The sequence below is a fragment of the Pectobacterium sp. CHL-2024 genome (assembly GCF_044751765.1).
GTDB lineage: Bacteria > Pseudomonadota > Gammaproteobacteria > Enterobacterales > Enterobacteriaceae > Pectobacterium > Pectobacterium brasiliense.
Genome location: NZ_JBIXKO010000002.1, coordinates 171,736 through 190,777, shown reverse-complemented (window position 1 = coordinate 190,777; position 19,042 = coordinate 171,736). Strand labels below are relative to the sequence as shown.

The 19,042-nt window shown below is 48.7% G+C and carries 14 protein-coding genes and 1 tRNA gene; 10 read left to right on the top strand and 5 right to left on the bottom strand.

Features of this window, described 5'->3' with window-relative positions; all coding sequences use genetic code 11:
- The first annotated feature begins 19 nt into the window (after positions 1 to 19).
- The 4 genes from ACIPUG_RS05790 to ACIPUG_RS05775 all read left to right on the top strand — a co-directional run bounded on the left by ACIPUG_RS05790 (position 20) and on the right by ACIPUG_RS05775 (position 4,506).
- Positions 20 to 1,654: an N-6 DNA methylase gene (locus tag ACIPUG_RS05790; protein WP_400337786.1), complete on the top strand. Its 1,635-nt coding sequence runs from the start codon at positions 20 to 22 to the stop codon at positions 1,652 to 1,654.
- Entirely contained in the window at positions 1,651 to 2,835 is a 1,185-nt protein-coding gene (locus ACIPUG_RS05785) for a restriction endonuclease subunit S (protein ID WP_400337784.1), read from the top strand. The genes ACIPUG_RS05790 and ACIPUG_RS05785 overlap by 4 nt, the downstream gene beginning before the upstream one ends.
- Before the next feature lie 55 nt (positions 2,836 to 2,890).
- The gene (locus ACIPUG_RS05780; RefSeq protein WP_400337781.1) at positions 2,891 to 3,439 is read left to right on the top strand and encodes a hypothetical protein; all 549 of its coding nucleotides are present in this window, start codon (positions 2,891 to 2,893) and stop codon (positions 3,437 to 3,439) included.
- A 110-nt stretch (positions 3,440 to 3,549) separates the two neighbouring features.
- Positions 3,550 to 4,506, top strand: coding sequence for a 5'-nucleotidase (locus ACIPUG_RS05775; protein ID WP_400337779.1), 957 nt, complete (start codon positions 3,550 to 3,552; stop codon positions 4,504 to 4,506).
- 300 nt (positions 4,507 to 4,806) lie between these two features.
- On the opposite strand, the gene ACIPUG_RS05770 is transcribed toward ACIPUG_RS05775, so the two are convergent.
- Positions 4,807 to 6,021: a tyrosine-type recombinase/integrase gene (locus ACIPUG_RS05770; RefSeq protein WP_400337777.1), complete on the bottom strand. Its 1,215-nt coding sequence runs from the start codon at positions 6,019 to 6,021 to the stop codon at positions 4,807 to 4,809.
- Between the two features lie 209 nt (positions 6,022 to 6,230).
- A tRNA-Arg gene (locus ACIPUG_RS05765) sits at positions 6,231 to 6,307 on the bottom strand.
- Between the two features lie 396 nt (positions 6,308 to 6,703).
- Between ACIPUG_RS05765 and ACIPUG_RS05760 the strand changes: the two genes are divergently transcribed.
- Positions 6,704 to 9,157, top strand: a complete 2,454-nt coding sequence (locus ACIPUG_RS05760) for a DUF3772 domain-containing protein (protein ID WP_400337775.1) — start codon at positions 6,704 to 6,706, stop codon at positions 9,155 to 9,157.
- 80 nt (positions 9,158 to 9,237) lie between these two features.
- On the opposite strand, the gene ACIPUG_RS05755 is transcribed toward ACIPUG_RS05760, so the two are convergent.
- Both ACIPUG_RS05755 and dgcA read right to left on the bottom strand, forming a co-directional pair.
- Positions 9,238 to 10,098: a D-amino-acid transaminase gene (locus ACIPUG_RS05755; RefSeq protein ID WP_400337772.1), complete on the bottom strand. Its 861-nt coding sequence runs from the start codon at positions 10,096 to 10,098 to the stop codon at positions 9,238 to 9,240.
- Between the two features lie 42 nt (positions 10,099 to 10,140).
- Positions 10,141 to 11,121, bottom strand: a complete 981-nt coding sequence (dgcA, locus tag ACIPUG_RS05750) for an N-acetyl-D-Glu racemase DgcA (RefSeq protein WP_400337769.1) — start codon at positions 11,119 to 11,121, stop codon at positions 10,141 to 10,143.
- Positions 11,122 to 11,505: 384 nt separating this feature from the next.
- On the opposite strand from dgcA, the gene alaC reads away from it, so the two are divergent.
- Both alaC and gspS read left to right on the top strand, forming a co-directional pair.
- Positions 11,506 to 12,747, top strand: coding sequence for an alanine transaminase (alaC, locus tag ACIPUG_RS05745; protein WP_014916108.1), 1,242 nt, complete (start codon positions 11,506 to 11,508; stop codon positions 12,745 to 12,747).
- Between the two features lie 121 nt (positions 12,748 to 12,868).
- The gene (gene gspS, locus ACIPUG_RS05740; protein ID WP_014916107.1) at positions 12,869 to 13,282 is read left to right on the top strand and encodes a type II secretion system pilot lipoprotein GspS; all 414 of its coding nucleotides are present in this window, start codon (positions 12,869 to 12,871) and stop codon (positions 13,280 to 13,282) included.
- On the opposite strand, the gene gspB is transcribed toward gspS, so the two are convergent.
- A complete protein-coding gene (gene gspB, locus ACIPUG_RS05735) occupies positions 13,279 to 13,848 on the bottom strand; it encodes a type II secretion system assembly factor GspB (RefSeq protein WP_400337766.1) in 570 nt (189 codons plus the stop codon). The genes gspS and gspB overlap by 4 nt on opposite strands.
- Positions 13,849 to 14,378: 530 nt before the next feature.
- On the opposite strand from gspB, the gene ACIPUG_RS05730 reads away from it, so the two are divergent.
- The 3 genes from ACIPUG_RS05730 to gspC all read left to right on the top strand — a co-directional run bounded on the left by ACIPUG_RS05730 (position 14,379) and on the right by gspC (position 18,980).
- Positions 14,379 to 15,947 (top strand): polysaccharide lyase family 1 protein, encoded by a 1,569-nt coding sequence (locus tag ACIPUG_RS05730; RefSeq protein WP_039509467.1) that lies wholly within the window; start codon positions 14,379 to 14,381, stop codon positions 15,945 to 15,947.
- 139 nt (positions 15,948 to 16,086) lie between these two features.
- The gene (locus ACIPUG_RS05725) at positions 16,087 to 18,066 is read left to right on the top strand and encodes a glycosyl hydrolase family 28 protein (RefSeq protein WP_400337763.1); all 1,980 of its coding nucleotides are present in this window, start codon (positions 16,087 to 16,089) and stop codon (positions 18,064 to 18,066) included.
- A 50-nt stretch (positions 18,067 to 18,116) separates the two neighbouring features.
- Positions 18,117 to 18,980 (top strand): type II secretion system protein GspC, encoded by an 864-nt coding sequence (gene gspC, locus ACIPUG_RS05720; protein ID WP_039464420.1) that lies wholly within the window; start codon positions 18,117 to 18,119, stop codon positions 18,978 to 18,980.
- Positions 18,981 to 19,042: the final 62 nt, after the last annotated feature.

Here is a 19,042-nt window from a genome sequence, read left to right as displayed (position 1 = left end):
CAGGGTATAAACGTTAACAATGATTACCGGTGACTTAAAAAGTAAAATCGACGGACTATGGGAAGATTTCTGGGTGGGTGGCATCACCAACCCGCTGACCGTAATCGAACAAATCACCTACCTGATGTACTCCCGGATGCTGGATACCCAGGAACAACGGGATGAGAAGCGTAAACAAATAGCAGGTATTGATTTTAAACCGCGTTTTGCGTCAGAACAGCAGGAATTCCGCTTCAGCCACTACAGCAACCTTGGCTCGGATGAAATGATGGAAGTGGTGCGCGATGGCGTATTCCAGCATTTCCGTCAACTCGGCCAGTCTGGTGCGTCGAAGGTAACGCTGCTGGGCAACTTTATGAAAGATGCCCGTCTGGAGATCGTCAAACCTTCGCTATTGACTAAAGCCGTGGAGGTGATAAAAAGCCTGCCGCTGGATCGTGGCGATACCAAAGGCGATCTTTACGAATATCTGTTGAGCAAGCTGACTACTGCCGGGATCAACGGTCAGTTCCGCACACCACGCCACATTATCCGCACGATGGTTGAAATGATGGAACCGAACCCGGCACGTGGTGAGACGATTTGCGATCCTGCCTGTGGCACTGGTGGTTTTCTGGCAACCAGTTATGAGTACCTGCTGGAAAAATACAGCTCTTTGGAATCCATTCATACCGAGATTGGCACCGACGAACGTGGCGAACTGGAAGAGCAAAAAATCTTTACTGGCGATCTGCTGACGCAGTGGCGTAACCATGTGGATAACAACATGTTCCACGGTTACGACTTCGATACCACCATGCTGCGTATTGCCGCCATGAACCTGATTATGCACGGTGTGGAAGCGCCGGATATCCACTATCAGGACACTATGAGTCAGAGCTTTAGCACCAACTTCCCGCAGGCCAGTAAAAACGCCTTCAATCTGATTCTGGCGAACCCGCCGTTTACTGGTTCACTGGATGAGGAAGACATCGACTCTACGCTGTCAGCAATGGTGAAAACCAAGAAAACTGAACTGCTGTTCCTGGCACGTATTCTGCAAATGCTGAAAGTAGGTGGACGCAGTGCCACTATCGTGCCGCAGGGTGTACTGTTTAGCTCCAGCAAGGCGCATCAATCGCTGCGTAAAACGTTGGTGGAAGATAACCAATTGGAGGCGGTGATTAACCTGCCTTCCGGCGTATTCAAACCTTATGCGGGCGTAGCGACAGCGATCCTGATCTTCACCAAAGGTGGTCAAACGGATGAAGTCTGGTTCTACGATCTGCAAAATGACGGCTACAGCCTAGATGACAAACGTAACCCGATAAAAGACAACGATCTGCCGAATTTGCTGGCAAGCTGGAAGCATTATCGTACCCTGCGGGGACTGCCGGTTGATAACTTTATGGGTGAGAAATCAGCCTCATTGCTGAAGCAGCAGTACCCAGAAGGTATTGATGCCGGAGTTGATTTTAAAGATCGCACTCAGGCGGCGTTTGTGGTGCCGAAAGGGGATATTGCCGTGCAGAAATACGATCTCTCCATCAACCGTTATAAAGAGGTGGTGTATCAGGCGGAGGAGTATGAAGATCCGAAGGTGATACTGAAGCGGTTAAAAGATCTGGAAAAAGAGATTCTGGCGGATCTGGATGAACTGGAGGGGATGCTGTGAGTTGGCGTTATTTGAAAATTGAGGATTTTTGCAACACTGGTAGCGGTGGAACACCTAGTAAGTCAAAGTCTGAGTACTATGAAGGGGGCGTCATCCCTTGGATTAAATCAGGAGATCTTAAAGATTCAATAATTTATGAAGCAAATGAGTATATTACAACCGTAGGGCTAGAAAATAGTAGTGCAAAAATAGTCGAGAAAGATTCAATTTTAATAGCAATGTATGGAGCTACTGTTGGCCGTTTGGCTATTTTAGGTATTAATGCAGCTACTAATCAAGCTATCTGCAATATCAGGCCAGATACGACAATTGCAAATATGAAGTATCTCTATTACTTCTTGAAGAGTAAGTTCGGCTATTTTGTCGAAAATGCTGTCGGCGGTGCTCAACCTAATATTAGCCAAGGATTGATTAAGTCATTAGAGGTTCCTCTACCTTCTTTAATTGAGCAAAGGCGTATCGCAGATATTCTTGATAAAGCCGCTGGTATACGCCAAAAACGTGAGCAAGCAATAAAACTGGCCGATGATTTTTTACGTGCTGCGTTTCTGGAGATGTTTGGCGATCCTGTTGAAAACCCGATGGGATGGGATGTTGCGTCTTTATTAGAATATGGTTCATTTAAAAATGGACTGAATTTTACGAAGGGGGAGTCGGGAACGGCTATGAAGTGCCTGGGAGTCGGTGATTTCAAATCACGGGCAACTATAACCCGTATGGATAATATCGGTGAAATTGAATTAGATAATATTCCTCCCGATGATTATTTTTTGAAAGATGGTGATATCGTATTCGTCCGATCTAATGGAAATAAAGCCTTAGTTGGGAGGTGTCTTACAGTTTACCCAAAAAAAGTGGAAGTAACTTTTAGTGGGTTTTGTATCCGATACAGATTAGAAAATCCTGCAATCATCCCAGACTATCTTAATTTTCTCTTTCGTACACCTTCAATGAAACAGCAAATGTTGAGCGGGGGCCAGGGCGCGAATATTCAAAACATTAGTCAAGGTACTTTATCAGCGCTTAGGATTCCTATTCCTCCGTTGGAAAAACAACTTGCTTTTACGAGATTAGTTAATTTCCATGGATCTCTTGTAAAAAAACAAGAAGATAAAGTGACTGAATTAGTTAAATTCTTCGATGCATTAGCTAGTGGTCTTTTAATATTCAATAAACTATAATTTTCTTAGAATAATTCATTACACGAATTAAACTAAATACATGAAGGATGACCAGATGGGCACATATATTTCAGATAAAACAGAAGTCAATTTTGATAAAAATTCTTTAATCGACAAAGTTGATGACGGCTATGAAATTAGAATGCGTTCATTTAAGCTTCAGACGGAAAATCCTTATCAACCATATATATCAGAAGGCCATAATGGTGATATTTTTATTAGCTATTTATACTACGGCAATGATTCTTACTATGAGCGTAGACGCCAGGAATATAGAAAAAATTTGTCATTAAAAGAAATTCACCTTGCTATTATAAATATATTTCCAGATGAGAAAAGGATCGCTACAGGAATAAAAAAAGAAAATGGGAATATAGTTAAAATATGTTACTCAACTGCGGATGAAATATATTCTCTTGATATTGTAGATAAAGATAAACTGTTGCTGGATAACATATCATTCCTTTATGAGATACTTTCAAAAAAGGAGGGTACGATAAATAACTTAAAGAGTGAATTAATAAATAGTAGGATGGAAATTGAAAAAACTAAACTATATGTAAAAGAAAAATGTCAGTCGATTCTTGATGTTATTGATAAGTAAGGAATAATTTTTTTTGACAGTAATCTATTTTTACTAATAACTGAAATGTTTTTCTTGCATTATTATGTATCGATTCCAAAACCTCGAAATTCGACTTTAGGAAACCAACCATGCCTTTAGATTTAAGTAATACTTTAGTTATTGGCATTAGCTCAACCGCGCTTTTTGACATGAGCGAATCCGATCGTATGTTTAGGGAAACTTATGCGACCGATCCCGATAGCGCCATTGAAAAGTATCGCGCCTACATGCTGGAACACGAAAACCAGCCTTTACACCCTGGTACAGGTTATCCTTTAGTTAAAGCGCTTCTGGGTCTGAACCAGTATCGCCAACCGGATGATAAATCACCACTGGTCGAGGTTGTTGTGATGTCGCGTAACAGTCCCGATACAGGTATCCGCGTTCTGAATACCATTCGTCATGACAAGCTCGATATTACTCGCTCAGCCTTTACCGCAGGCGAAACTGTTGCCGATTATCTTGATGCCTTTGATGTTGATCTGTTTTTAACAACCAATGTTGATGATGCCCAGAAGGTCATTGATTCTAGGTTTTGCGCCGCCGCCATATTGAAAGACCCGCCTTCCAATGCCTCTGATATCCCAGAAGAGCAAGTACGCATCGCGTTTGATGGTGACGCGGTGCTTTTTTCTGATCAAAGCGAGTTAGTTTATAAGACCCAAGGGATGGCTGCTTTTCACGCTCAGGAAGATGCACAGCAAGATATCCCAATGGAAGAGGGACCCTATGCCACTTTGCTAAAAAAAATAGCCAAGCTTCAAGAACGATTGCCGACTCGCGTTGAATATTCACCCGTCCGTATTGCGCTAGTGACGGCTAGAAACAGCCCTTCTGAAATGCGAGTCATTAAAACACTGAGAAGTTGGGGGGTATATGTCGATGAAGCTTTTTTTCTAGGCGGCGTAGAAAAAACAAAAGTACTGAAAGCATTTAAACCGCATATCTTCTTTGATGATCAGGATGTACATTTAATTACTGCTGCAAAGGTTGTGCCTTCAGGGAAAGTACCTTACGCCAGCAATTCAGAGCTTTTTGAAAAATAAATACTCCTGTAAAAATCAGCCATCCAGATGTAAGGATGGCTATGTTAATTTATTTACGTACATGTTCTATCCTGCTTTTCTATCATAAATCCACCTTTCCCAAGCTCACCGTTTTAACTTGCATATCACTGCATCATCTCTATTAAGGCTATACGTGCCACGAATCGCACATGTGTAAGCTGTATTTTGAAGCACACTAAGTTACCCCATGATCAACCGCATCATGCGATCATCATACTGACTCAAGCATCGATCTCGTAACGCGAAAGCCGGAACAATTCCGGCCAATCGTTTTTGTGCCTACTTCCGCTTACCCATCACCACAACCTTCCTTACATCCCCATGCTCCAGCCCATCAACAAAATCCCCATACCACTGCAACATGCCTCTCCGCTGTTCCAGATACTGCGCATGGTTGTACGTGCCACGAATGGTGTTCTTATCCACATGAGCAAGCTGCAATTCGATCCAGGCAGTGTTGTAGCCTTGTTCGTGCAGTATGGTGCTCATCGTGTGGCGAAAGCCGTGACCTGTCGCTTTTCCATGATAACCAATCCGTTTCAGTACCTGATTAATACTGGCTTCACTCATCGGTTTGGTGATGTCGTTACGTCCAGGGAAAACCAGATTGTATCGCCCGGTAACGGCATAGAGTTGTTGCAGCGCATCGATCACTTGATCGGAAAGGGGCACAAGGTGAGGACGGCGCATTTTCATGCGTTCTTTCGGCACTTCCCAGAGCTGTTTCTCAAAATCAAACTCCTTCCATTCTGCTTGCCGCAATTCGATGGTGCGAACGCCGGTAAGCATCAGAATACGTGTTGCCAGTTGTGTGACCTTACTACCCGAGTAAGTTGATAATGCGCGTAGAAAATCTGGCAGTTCATCCGGCAGAAGGTGAGGGTAGTGCGTGGATTTAGGTGGGGGAAGGGCGCTTGCCAGTTCTGATGCTGGGTTGTTTTCCGCCCGGCCAGTGACAATCGCATAACGGAACACCTGATTACAGGCTTGGCGAATCTTACGCAACTTGTCGAGTACGCCGCGTTTTTCCAGCTTGCGCAGCGAGGTTAGCATCTCCAGCGGCTTGATCTCAGCAACAGGCCGTTTGCCGATATCAGGAAAAATATCGTTCTCAAAGGCTTCCATCAGGTCTTCAGCGTAGCCCTTCGACCAGTTAGGGCGTTTGTATTCATGCCATTCCAATGCGATAGCTTTGAAGGTGTTATCAACGAGCGTTTGGCGTAGTTGTTTATCCACCTTCTTCTGTTCGCTGGGGTCAGTCCCGGTAGCAATCTGGCGTTTGGCTTCATCACGGCGTTGCCGGGCTTCAGATAGGGTAATTTCAGGATATACCCCAAGCGCCAGCGTTTTCTGTTTGCCGTCGAAGCGGTATTGCAGACGCCAATATTTAGAGCCATTAGGATGGACCATCAGATGCATCCCTTCACCATCGGTAAGTTTATAAGCCTTGTCTTCTGGTTTGGCACTTCTGACTTTTACATCGGTGAGTGGCATAGCAGATCTCCATATTGAGGTGTCGGCATACGCTGGTTGTTGGTATAAGAATTCATTGAACGGGCTTGTACCATCCTTATACCAACAAATCCTACTTGATGTACGGAGATGTCGGTAGAGTCTGGTTGACTGAAAGCAGCGGGTTTATAGCTAATTCACTGAAATTTAGGCATAAAAAAGACGTCGATTGACGTCTGTTTACTTCGAAATGGTACGCCCTACAGGGCTCGAACCTGTGACCTACGGCTTAGAAGGCCGTTGCTCTATCCAACTGAGCTAAGGGCGCATTTCAAAAAGAAATGGCTGATGCGTGTTACAACAGTGGGCTGGATTATACCCACACGTCCCAGTGAGTCAACGGGTTGGCGCTGGATTTACGCTATACGGTGAATCCCTGTACAACTTTGGTGAATGTCGCTTTCTCAGGTGTGACTTTTTTGCACAATTGCGAGCCTCGTCCACATGAACTACACATAGCAATGAAAATTTCAGTTTTATCTGCTAGATGCGTTCAGTAATTCTTTTCAAGTTATGAACGGGCATATTCTGCGTTCTGCGCTGTTGGTACACTATGCTCGCATTCGTGGGTTTTGGATGAGTGTGGGCTGCTTTCACGTGCTGGGTTTGTCGCTCGGCTATTTGTGGATCCGCTATTTTGTCGAACTTTGGAACCTTTTGATTTATGAACATTCTTTCATCCGCATTCTTGCGCGTTTGTCTGCTGGCAATGTTGATGCTGCCTGTTGGATATGCATCGGTGGCGAGTGCGGATTCTGATCCTGACCCACAGCCTGCGCAGACCGATGCGCCCGTAAAAATCAATGTCGATGCCGAGTTGATCAAGCTGCAAAAACAGTTAGATAACATCAAGCAGCAGGTTTCAGGCACCAATAGCGACAGCAAATTTGGCGCGTTGAATGACACAACGCAGGAACTGGTGAATAGCGCCAATGAGCTTGCTAATGCAGTAGCACCGCAGCGCGCTCAAATTCAGGCTCAGCTGGATGTCTTAGGACCAGCGCCAGAGCCCGGATCCAGCATTAGTGAAACCAGCGAAGTGACGCGTAAGCGAAACAGTCTGAATACGCAAAAAGCAAAAATGGATGCGCAGATCGAGCAGATTCAGGCTTTACGCACCGGAGCGACCAATCTGTCTGCGCAAATCGTGACTCTGCGCCGTAATGCGTTGAAAACGCAGCTGGCATTGAATTCCGGTAGCATTCTGGGCGGGCGCTTCTGGGCACCGATTGTGGCTCCGCAGGCTGAGGATGTACGCCGCCTGAGTACCTTTCAGGATCAATTAAGCGATGCTTTTACGGTGGCCTGGGAGCCAGACTGGCGTTACGGTTCCGCACTCCTGATTTTGATCGCCATGGCTATGAGTTCGGCGGGGCGTCGGTATATGGAGAAATGTCTGGCCTGGGCGGGAATTAACTGGCTGCCGGAAGGGCGTCTGCGGCGGAGCTTTTTAGCCACGGCGTCGGTTATTTCAACCGTGGTCACGATCGGTATTGCGGTTAATCTGATCGACTTTACGTTTACGCGCCACGGTGAGGCTTCAGAACGCGTCGTGTCATTCCTTGATGCGTTGGTGAGACAGGCAATTTTCTGTTCGATGATCGCTGGATTGGGGCGTGCGTTCCTTTCGAATCAGCGCCCTTCATGGCGTTTGCCTGCGATTGCTAACCCCGTCGCAAAAGCCATGAAGCCGTTTCCTGTGGTTGCCGCGGGCATTATTCTGATCTTCGGTTTTATTGAACAAGTGACAGCGACGGTGGGAACATCGGTCGCGGCAACCATTATGGTAAACGGCTTATCTGCATTGTTCCTGGCCTTTACTGCGGGAACAATTACGCTAAAAAGCGATCAGATTCGTCGGCAGATGGTGCATTCAGGGGAACAGCCGGAAGCGCGTTCGACATTATCCGGCATTATTCATCTTGCCGTATTGGCAACATCATTCTCTATTCTGGTGTCGCTGGTCATCGGCTATATCTCACTGGCTCGTTTCCTGGCGTTCGAGCTAGTGTGGATTGGTATGGTGTTCTCCTGCCTGTATTTGTTCTCAACGTTTATTACCGATATCTGCGAAAGCCTCTTTTCTCCCAACAACGCCAGCGGCAAGCGAATGAAGAATTCGCTCAATCTGGACGATCGGCATCTGGCTCAGGCTACCTTGCTCCTGTCGGCTGCCGGTAAAGTCTTTTTAATCTTGATGGCGGCCGTCGCTTTACTGAACGGGACGTTTGGCACCACTACGCCGCTTGAGCTGGTGCAAAAAGCCGTTGAAATCTGGGGCGGAAAAGGGCTGGAAACGCTCAGCATCGTGCCTGCTCATCTGGTCAATGCCGTGCTCTTTCTGGTGGTGGGGGTTTATGTTTTACGCTCCTCAAAACGCTGGCTGGAAGACGAATTCCTTCCTAAAACGACGTTAGAACGCGGTATCCGTGCGTCGCTGGTGACGCTGTTCAGCAACATCGGCTACATCCTGATTATCCTGCTGACGTTGGCGACATTGGGGATTGAATGGAACAAGCTGGCATGGATTGTCAGCGCGCTGTCGGTGGGTATCGGTTTTGGCTTACAGGAGATCGTGAAGAACTTTATCTCTGGCCTGATTTTGTTGACTGAGCGCCCGGTGAAAGTTGGCGACTCGGTCAGTATCAGCGGTGTTGAAGGGGATATTCGGCGGATTAACGTGCGTGCGACGGAAATTCAGCTCGGCGACCGTTCGACGGTGATCGTGCCGAACTCCCAATTTATTTCGCAGAATGTGCGCAATATTACGATGGGGAACCCGTTTGGGGTTGCCACGCTGGCGCTGACGTTCCCGCTGGATATCGATCCTGAAGAAGTCCGGACACTGTTACTGGATGCTTACATCAGTCATGAGGCGATTCTGGAAACCCCCGCACCGTCAGTGAAGTTCAGCCAGTTGAACCCAACGGGCATGGTGCTGAGCGTTACAGGCTATGTCAGCAGTCCGAGAATGGTATCGGAAGCGAAGAGCGATCTGCTGTTTGCGATTATCAAGCGACTGCGGGAATCTAATATTCCACTGGCCGTACCGCAGAAGATGGTGTTGGAAAACTCAGGGCTTGCGCTGACTGACGGCATGTCGGGTGAGGATAAATAATGTGCTCAGCCATCCGTTATCCGGCAGTGAACGGGTAACGGATGAACATCGAAGCCGTGCTTACAGGATGTGAAGCGCGGCTATTTTTCCTGCTGTTTAATCATATCGAGATAGATTTCACGCAACCGCTGAGTGATTTTTCCGGGCTTGCCGTCGCCGATCGTTTTTCCATCCAGCATGACGACGGGGAGAACGAGCATGGTGGCTGAACTGACAAAAATCTCTTTAGCATGATACGCCTCTTCCGGCGTAAAAAAGCGTTCTTCCAGCGTAATGCCCTCCTTTTCTGCCAGCTTGAGCAGCGACTGACGCGTAATACCGTGCAGAATAGCGTTGCTGAGTGGGCGGGTCACAACCGTGTTGTCATGCAGGACGATGTAGCAATTGCAGGAACTGCCTTCGGTAATGAAACCGTCTTCAACAAAGAAAGCGTCGTCGGCCTGATTGGCATGGGCATACTCTTTTGCCAGGCTGGCGGCGAGCAGGCTGACGGTTTTGATGTCCCGACGATGCCAGCGAATATCCTCGGTGGTGACAACGTGCAGGCCCGTTGTGGCTTTCGGGTTACCGACCAACGAACGTGCCTGAGTGAATAACACCAACGTGGATTTGACGTCAGCAGAAGGGAAATAGAAATCACGATCGCCGGCATTGCCACGGCTAAGCTGTAAATAGATCGCGCCTTCTTTCAGATCGTTTTTATTGATCAGCTCATCGTGAATCTCTTTGAGTGCCTCAGGAGTGACAGGCAGCGTGAGCGACAGCTCGCGGCAGGAGCGTTGCAGGCGAGTGATATGATCGGCGAAATCAACCAGCTTGCCATCGATGACCGCCGTCACTTCATAGACGGCATCGGCAAACAGGAAACCACGGTCAAATACAGAAATTTTTGCTTCATTTTCTTCTACATACAGTCCATCAACATAAACAAGACGTTGCATCACAACACTCCTTAATAGTTGCTCAATGCAGGTTAACGCGCGTTATCCCCACAATAATGCGTCGGGCGGTAATATTTCGCTACCGTTATAGTGCAACCCGTTAGTACGATCGCGCTGCAAGAGCAGCGGGCCATCCAAATCGACCACGGCGGCACCTTGTGCTACGACAAATGCAGGTGCCATCGAGAGCGATGTACTCACCATGCAGCCGACCATAATTTTTAAACCTTGCTCCTGCGCATATTGTCGCAGACGCAGGGCTTCCGTTAGACCGCCGGTTTTATCCAGCTTGATGTTGATCATGTCATAGCGGCCGACCAGAGCGGCCAGCGACTGACTGTCATGACAGGATTCATCGGCACAGACGGGAATCGGGCGGGGCAAGTCTGCCAGCACATCATCTTTGCCTGCTGGGAAAGGTTGTTCGATCATCGTTACGCCAAGTGCCGCAAGTTCAGGAACCAGCGTCAGATAACGTTCGGTATCCCATCCTTCATTCGCATCCACAATCAGACGAGCCGATGGTGCGCCTTCGCGCACGGCGGCAACTCTGGCCAGATCGTCTGCATCGGCCAGCTTTAGTTTGAGAAGAGGGCGATTAGCATGATGTATTGCGGCGTGGCGCATACGGTCTGGCGTATCCAGCGATAGCGTATAGGCTGTCTCCAACGCCGTAGGCGAAGGGAGATTCAAATGCTGCCAAATGCGCTGTTGGTGCTGTTTGCACTCCAGATCCCAGAATGCACAATCGAGCGCATTGCGCGCCGCGCCTGCGGGCAGGATGGTTTGCAGCCTCTCCCGATCTAAACCGTTACGGATGTCGCCGTGCAGTGAGGCAATTTGTGCCGTGACGCTGTCGAGGGACTCGCCGTAGCGCGAATAAGGGACGCATTCGCCGTAGCCTGTCACGTTGCCAGACTGGATCGCCACCACAACGACATCCGCCTGACGCTTGCTGCCGCGTGAAATGGTAAATGCGCCTTCTATTGGCCAACTCTCGGTGAAATGTCGCATCTCAGTCATAAGCTTACTCTCGGGTTAACCATCCTGTGCCTCAGGGGGGATAAGCGCCTTATTTACAAGGTCTGAGCGGGTCATCAAGTGTAATGCTTCTTTCGGTGCGTATTCTCCATTTTTCGCGATTTTAGCCAGAAATTGATGAAGCTTAATTCCAGGCTGGAAAAATTTACGAGCACAGTATCGACAGGGCGAATTATCTGAGATAGCTTGAATAAGCTCATCACACTTCAGGTCGCTTGTACCCCTGTGGTTAACGAAAGTTGTAGTTAACGAAAGGTGTCGTCAACGAAAACGGGTTACAGCGATTTGAATGATGTTGAGTAGAGTGCCTTTACAGGCACTGCGTCGCTCGGACGGTCCGGGCGCTCACGTTAATCTGAGGATGTTATGGCTGATTCTACTTCTCCGCGCCGTTTTACGCGCATCGATCGTCTTCCCCCGTATGTATTTAATATTACTGCTGAATTAAAAATGGCTGCGCGTCGTCGCGGCGAAGATATTATTGATTTCAGCATGGGTAACCCTGACGGCCCGACCCCTCCTCATATCGTGGAAAAACTCTGTACGGTCGCACAACGCGAAGATACTCACGGATATTCGACCTCCCGAGGCATTCCGCGCTTACGCCGTGCGATCTCCCGCTGGTACGCCGATCGTTATGAAGTTGATATCGATCCTGAAAGCGAAGCTATCGTCACGATTGGCTCCAAAGAGGGTCTGGCGCACCTGATGCTGGCAACGTTGGATCATGGCGATACGGTGCTGGTGCCTAACCCCAGCTACCCGATTCACATTTATGGTGCGGTGATTGCTGGGGCGCAGGTGCGTTCTGTGCCGCTGGTGGACGGCGTCGATTTCTTCAACGAATTAGAACGCGCGATCCGCGAGAGTATTCCGAAGCCGAAAATGATGATTCTCGGTTTCCCGTCGAACCCGACAGCACAATGTGTTGAGCTGGATTTCTTTGAACGCGTTGTGGCGTTGGCGAAACAGTACGGCGTGTTGGTGATCCACGATCTGGCCTATGCCGATATCGTGTACGACGGCTGGAAAGCGCCGTCGATCATGCAGGTTCCCGGCGCGAAGGACATCGCGGTAGAGTTCTTCACGCTGTCGAAAAGCTACAACATGGCGGGCTGGCGTATCGGCTTTATGGTCGGCAACCCAGAGCTGGTCAGCGCGCTGGCTCGGATTAAGAGCTACCACGATTACGGTACGTTCACGCCGTTGCAGGTGGCGGCGATTGCTGCGTTGGAAGGCGATCAGCAATGTGTGCGGGATATTGCCGAGCAGTATCGCCAGCGCCGTAACGTGTTGGTGCGTGGTCTGCACGAGGCCGGCTGGATGGTTGATGAGCCGAAAGCGTCAATGTACGTCTGGGCGAAAATTCCTGAAGCCTATGCGCATCTGGGGTCGCTGGAGTTTGCCAAACGACTGCTGTCGGAAGCGAAGGTTTGCGTCTCCCCCGGCATTGGCTTTGGCGATTATGGCGATACCCATGTTCGGTTCGCCTTAATTGAGAATCAGGATCGAATTCGGCAGGCGGTACGCGGTATTAAGGCCATGTTCCGTGCCGACGGTCTTCTGCCAACCACCAAATCCTTACCCGGCAAGGGCACGACTGCCTGATAGTCATTTCCTGATAACCACGGCTCCCAGTCGACTGACTGGGAGCACATAAACATGCCGTGACAGCGGCTTATCATTTGCTAGAATGCCTACCGTTAATCTCAATCAGGATGAGTTTGTCATGTCATTATCTCTGTCTAAAATTTCTGCGTTAACGCTGCTTTGCGTTACGCTGGCCGGGTGCCAGCAAACAGGAACGTCTGCCCAAAAAGGAACGGCGGCAGGCCAGTCTTCTGCGGTAACGGTTTCTCCTAACGATCAACTGAATCAACTGGCGTCGCTGGTTGCGGCTACCCGCTATCTCAAATCGAAGTGTAACCGCAGCGATCTGCCTGATGATGCGACGATTGCCAATGTCGCGTTGGCTGTAGCGAAACAACGAGGCTGGAATGTTGCGAGCTATCAGGCTTTACCGCAGCGCAGTGAAAGCCTGTATCAAGGGTTATTGAAAGACAGTACGCCAAAAGAGGCGCAGTGTTCGGAATTTAACCGTACATTGGCGCCGTTTATTGAGGCCATTCGCAGCCAAAGCTAAGGCGTAGCGCTTCCACTTTGATTGTCGGCGGAACGTTCATTTTCGTTGAATTTTCCGCCTGGCCAATCTTCCAGTGCTTCCAGAATAAACACCTCACCCTCTACGCTGAAAATGGTCATATCCTGCTGGATCTGTTCTATGGTCAGCCCTTCTATTGGCGAATCCCCTTCGCGGAATTGCAGGCCGTTGAGCGTGATGCTGCGCTTGGTATCATCCGACGTGTAAACATGTGCGCTGTAGGCCAGCGGCGGAATCTCACCGTTGCTGATGGCGGGTAACGGCAGCGTGGTCTTTTTCTCTGAGGAAGCGGGTGTATCGGTATGGGCCTCTTCCTGATGAGGTGTAACGGCGAGTGCTGCTGGCGTTTGTTCTTCTGCCGCAGGCAAGGTGGTCGCTTGAGCCGCTAAAGCGGTCGTCGGAGAAGCAGGGCTCCCCCAGCGCTGGTGGCTGAACCAGCCGAGTGCGGTAAAAAGCAGAGCATAAATAACCATCAGATAACCGGGCATCGGGTATCTGGCAAGCAGTGCTGGCTGTGAGTGTGTCGTTGCGTCCGGTGCGTTATCCACGCGCTTATCCTTAAGTGTTTTAGGGGGTATTTAGGTCGTGTAGCACCACATCATAAACCAAAGTCGGGTGAGTAGGATGGTGCCGTCTGCCTTATTTTGCAAAAAATAGAAAGAGCCAGAAAACTGAATCTCTCGGTTATGTGACAGTTCCTCCATTTTGATTAAAAACTATTATAGTCATAATAATCACAGATGGAATCTTGATGCGGGTCGCAAAAAAAACGTGTGAATTTGCTTTAATGAAACCATGTTTTACCATTGTAGGTATAACGTTTCTTTTTTATGTTCGATAATCAATCAGCGTGGGGTGGTGCTATCATCATTTAATTAACAGTCCCGAGTGCTAAATGGGCAGCATTATTATGTGGTTTTTTACTACAGATAGTGTACTGCTTTTTTATCAATAAGGGACGTGCCAATCTGCCACGACATTAAGAATAAAAGTACTTTTAAAGTATGCGATTAATATCGCAGGGTTTTGTGCGGATTTATTTTTCTATTTTAATAATTAAAAAATACTGAGGGATAAAATGTTTAGAGCGGTTATTGGAACTGGTCGTTTACGTACCTGTGCGGTAGCTATTGCCCTTTCCGGGCTCGTGCTTTCTGGGTGTGATAATAGTCAGCAGCCAGTGGCAGAAGCAGCTCCGCCAGATTTGCAGGTGAAAACGGCACCGTTTGGCTGGGCTGCGCAATATCAGAATACGGATGGTAAATTTTATGCAACGACGGGGGGCGAGGGCGCACATGAAAATAGTATTTATGTCGTCACCAGCCGCCAGGAATTAAAAGACGCATTAAATAACATCCGCAGCCCTCGTTATATCGCCGGCGATGCCGATGCGGAATTGAAGGCGAAATTAGAGCCCAAAATTATCTACTGGCAAGGCACGGTCCGCGGCGATGATTTAGGCAATGGACGCTATGCGGATGCTGAGTATTATAAAACCAAGCCGAATAAAACGACGTTTGATTTTGACTTATACGTCAAAGCGTTCGACCAGGATTATATGGCGCAGTTGAAAGCGACGGCGGATGCGGGCGGCAGCGATGCGGCGGCGGCTAGCGCTGAACTTAGCCTGCTTAAAAAGCAAAATGGTCAACGCTCGCAGTATGCCAACAACCAGAAGGCGCAGATTCAATTTCAGGTACCGCCGAATACCACGATTTTAGGCGTGGGTAGCGAAGCGAAACTGGTAGAAGGCTATTTATCCCTCAACACCTTAAGTCACACGTTTGGCAAAACCGATAACAGCAACATCATTATCCGTAATATTACGTTTCAGGCACCGCGTGACTTCGCCCCTGCCTGGGATGCGGGCGACGGTGATAAAGGCAACTGGAATGCGCGCTATGATTCCGTGTCGATTAACGCCAGTAAAAATGTCTGGGTTGATCACTGTACCTTTACGGATGGTGAACACCCTGACTATCAGGAACCGGTGCTATTTGGCAAACATATCCAACGCCACGACGGTTTGCTGGATATTGAAGACGGTGCCGACTACCTGACGATTTCCTACAACATTTTTGCCGAGCATGACAAAACGGTATTAATTGGCTCCGGCGATGGTGATAAAGGGGAATACCGAATCACTTTTGAAGGCAATTTATGGGACAACAGCGTGCAGCGTTCACCGCGTGTGCGCTTTGGTCAGGTGCATTTGCTGAATAACTACCATCGCGGGGCAACGGATACAAATTACCCCATTCTGTATGCCATTGGGATGGGCTTCGATTCATCCATTCTTTCCGAAAGTAACGTGTTTAATTTCCAGGGCGGCGGCGCGGATGAAAATCTGATCATCGGTGCCTACAAAGGAAGCAAATTCAAAGACAACGGCTCCTGGTTCAATGGCAATCCGGCAAGCAATTTGAATCAAATCGCATTAGACAAATGCAGCACATTGCAAGAAGCCGAGAAGGTCGCCGCTACGAATTCTGGCAAAGCGGTACCCGCATGGGCGCTGGAAACCTGCACCAATGAATTGGAATGGAGCCCGCCTTATGCGTATAGCGCCGGGAAATCCATTGCCGCCGTTGAGAAATACGTCCTGGACAATGCCGGAGCGGGGAAACTGGATATTTCTCTGCCGTGAATCGCCTGATTCAACCCGTTATTTTTTTATTTGATTTTTATCTGTAAACCCTCTGCCGATAGGTTTCGCTCTGTGGCAACTACCCTGCCGTAGGGCGAAATACATCGGGCAAAATAATAGTAAAAATACAGGAAATGCTATGACTGACTTTTTACCTCGTACTCGCCTTACGCTCTGCGCAACATTGGTTCTGAGCGGCCTGATTGCCGGATGCAGCGATAGCGACTCAACGCCGGATGTCGGTGTTGATCGTTCCGCCGCGCCACAAAATCTTAAAGTGCCGACGTTGGCTTATGATGACCGCAGCGTGGTACTTGCCTGGGAAAAACCGACCAAACCTGCCGCTGGCATTAAGGATTACCGTGTCTATATGAATGGAACCTTGCTGGGCGGAACCATTGATAACCAGAACACTCATTCGCCGGCCAAGCCCTATATCGATAATTTCTACAATTCGATTGATACCGATAACTGGCATGTCCGCGTCAGCTTCCATAATTTCAAGGTTGATAATCTGTCGCCTGAAACGGAATACCGCTTCACGGTGCGCGCGCTTTATGACGACGGCAAAGAATCCGTTGATAGTGAAACCGTCGTGCAGAAAACGACGGCGACGCCAGCTTCACTGAATGTGACCAACTATGGTGCGAAAGGGGATGGCTTAACCAACGACACGGTGGCGATTCAGAAGGCGATTGATGACTGTACGCCAGCCGCGTATCCGAAAGGATGTAAGGTCGTGGTTGAGGGGGGAACGTTTAAAACCGGCGCGCTGTTCCTGCACAGCGACATGACGTTCGAAGTCGCGAAAGGTGCCACATTGCTGGGATCGGCAAACGGTGACGATTACCCGCTCGCCCGCGGCTACTATCTCTACCCTTACAGTTCACCTAAATTGCCGAAGCGTCCGCCTTCTCTGATTAACGTATTGGAAGCGGACGATCAGGGCAGCAGCCATGCAGGCACCTTTAAAAATATTCGTATCGTCGGGCAGGGCACCATTGATGGCAACGGCTGGCTGCGCGGCATTAAAGCCAGCGACACAAACATTACTGAAACTGATGAGTTAAATAACACCTTACCGCTCTATCGTGCGAGTAAAGCCACCAATGTCAGCAGTGACGGTATTCTGGCAAAAGACCAAACGGCAAAAGCCGTTGATGAAGGAATGCTACTGGATGAGGCGTACAAAAACCGCCGCTCCAGCCTGATGACGTTGCGTGGTGTGAGCAATATGTATCTGGAAGGGCTGACGATTCTGAACCCGGCATACCATGGTGTGATGGTGCTGGAATCCGAAAATGTGGCGATGAATGCGTTGGTTCACACGACGTATGACGCGAATAATGCGGATGGCATTGAATTCGGCAACAGCCAGAACGTCATGGTATTCAATAACTTTTTTGACACGGGTGATGACAGCGTAAACTTTGCGGCGGGATACGGTGCCGAAGTGGCAACGCTGGGGCAAAAAGCGCAGAGCGGTGCCTGGATTTTCAATAACTACTTCCGCCGTGGGCATGGTGCGGTGGTTACGGGTAGCCATACCGGTGCCTGGATTGAAAAAATTGTTGCTGAAGATAACGTAATGAATAAGACGGATGTGGGCCTGCGCATGAAGAGTCGACCCTATTATGGGGGTGGCTCGCGTGACGTGGTATTCCGTAATAACGCGATGCGTGATATTGTCAACGAGCCGTTTGTGTTCACGATTAAATATAAAGCGGACGTGAACGATACCCAGCCTGCTGCTGAGCCCGCACAGTTCCGTGATGTGACCGTTTCCAACGTCACGGTTGATGGTACAGCGAAGAAAAACAGTATCATGGTCGATGGGATGACCGTGGCTGAAATGGCTGATGCGTATAAGTTCTCTTTTGGACGTGATGCTTATCATCAAGGCTTACATTTTGAGAATGTAAAATTCAAAAATGTAAAAGCTACTGACATCACATTCCTGAAGAACAGTGAATTTAAAAATGTCATTTTTGAGAATGTACCGGGAGCCTGGAATTTCGGTCATATTGAAAATATCAGGCTCGAAGACCGTGTAAATAATGATGCCGCGCTGACGACCAGTGGTGATGAGACCATCACCCGGGAAGCCGCAACGGAATAAGGCATTTTCCCCACGCTACTCGGCGTGGGGAGTATTATGGATGATTACCTATGGCACGATTGCAAGCTTTCAAAGATCCGTCTTTTAATTCGTTGGTTGCCACTTTTCGGTCACTGCCCGCTCCACTGATCCGACGTATTGTGTTGGGGCTGATTTTGCTGCTGATTTGTCAGCAGTTGGCCGTATTGACCTGGCGCTTTCTCCTCCCTGAAGACTCACGCATTGTTGGCGTGTCGGTCACGCCTGCCCAGGCGAAAGAAAAGCCCGCAACGCCGGGTGATTTTACTTTATTCGGCCATGCCCCCGCTGCAGATGCGTCTGCGGTTAACGACGCTGCATTATCCGGCGATATTCCTCTGACCTCGTTAAATATCAGCCTGACTGGGGTGTTGGCGAGTGGAGACGCCAAGCGTTCGATTGCCATTATCGCTAAAGATAGTCAGCAATACAGTCGCAGCGTCGGCGATGCCATTCCGGGCTATGAAGCCAAAATTGTGACTATCTCTGCCGATCGTGTCGTGCTCCAGTACCAAGGGCGCTATGAAGCGCTGCATTTGTATCAGGAGGAAAGCACTGCCGACGCACCGCCGTCTTCTGGCGCTTTTAGCCAGGTGAAAGAGAACATACAAAAAGATCCCTTCTCGGCGCAGGACTACCTGACCATTTCTCCCGTCACGGAAGAAGAAGTACTAAAAGGATATCAGTTAAACCCCGGCAAAAATCCCGATCTTTTCTACCGCGCAGGTTTGCAGGATAACGATCTCGCTGTGTCATTAAATGGCATGGATTTACGCGATGCGGATCAGGCACAGCAGGCGATGGCGCAGTTAGCCGGGATGAGCAAATTTAATTTGACCGTCGAACGTGATGGTCAACAGCAGGATATATATCTGGCACTGGATGGAGACCACTAATTTGTTTAGCAAGGGACAGGGATTTTTTAAGCGTCAGGTTTTTTCGAAGAATAAAAACCAGT

What these genes read in the sequence shown, in the direction of transcription:
- ACIPUG_RS05790 (WP_400337786.1), top strand. Translation starts at nt 20, where the DNA reads ATGATTACCGGTGACTTAAAAAGTAAAATCGACGGACTATGGGAAGAT.
- ACIPUG_RS05780 (WP_400337781.1), top strand. Translation starts at nt 2,891, where the DNA reads ATGGGCACATATATTTCAGATAAAACAGAAGTCAATTTTGATAAAAAT.
- ACIPUG_RS05775 (WP_400337779.1), top strand. Translation starts at nt 3,550, where the DNA reads ATGCCTTTAGATTTAAGTAATACTTTAGTTATTGGCATTAGCTCAACC.
- ACIPUG_RS05770 (WP_400337777.1), bottom strand. Translation starts at nt 6,021, where the DNA reads ATGCCACTCACCGATGTAAAAGTCAGAAGTGCCAAACCAGAAGACAAG.
- ACIPUG_RS05760 (WP_400337775.1), top strand. Translation starts at nt 6,704, where the DNA reads ATGAACATTCTTTCATCCGCATTCTTGCGCGTTTGTCTGCTGGCAATG.
- ACIPUG_RS05755 (WP_400337772.1), bottom strand. Translation starts at nt 10,098, where the DNA reads ATGCAACGTCTTGTTTATGTTGATGGACTGTATGTAGAAGAAAATGAA.
- dgcA (WP_400337769.1), bottom strand. Translation starts at nt 11,121, where the DNA reads ATGACTGAGATGCGACATTTCACCGAGAGTTGGCCAATAGAAGGCGCA.
- alaC (WP_014916108.1), top strand. Translation starts at nt 11,506, where the DNA reads ATGGCTGATTCTACTTCTCCGCGCCGTTTTACGCGCATCGATCGTCTT.
- gspS (WP_014916107.1), top strand. Translation starts at nt 12,869, where the DNA reads ATGTCATTATCTCTGTCTAAAATTTCTGCGTTAACGCTGCTTTGCGTT.
- ACIPUG_RS05730 (WP_039509467.1), top strand. Translation starts at nt 14,379, where the DNA reads ATGTTTAGAGCGGTTATTGGAACTGGTCGTTTACGTACCTGTGCGGTA.
- ACIPUG_RS05725 (WP_400337763.1), top strand. Translation starts at nt 16,087, where the DNA reads ATGACTGACTTTTTACCTCGTACTCGCCTTACGCTCTGCGCAACATTG.
- gspC (WP_039464420.1), top strand. Translation starts at nt 18,117, where the DNA reads ATGGCACGATTGCAAGCTTTCAAAGATCCGTCTTTTAATTCGTTGGTT.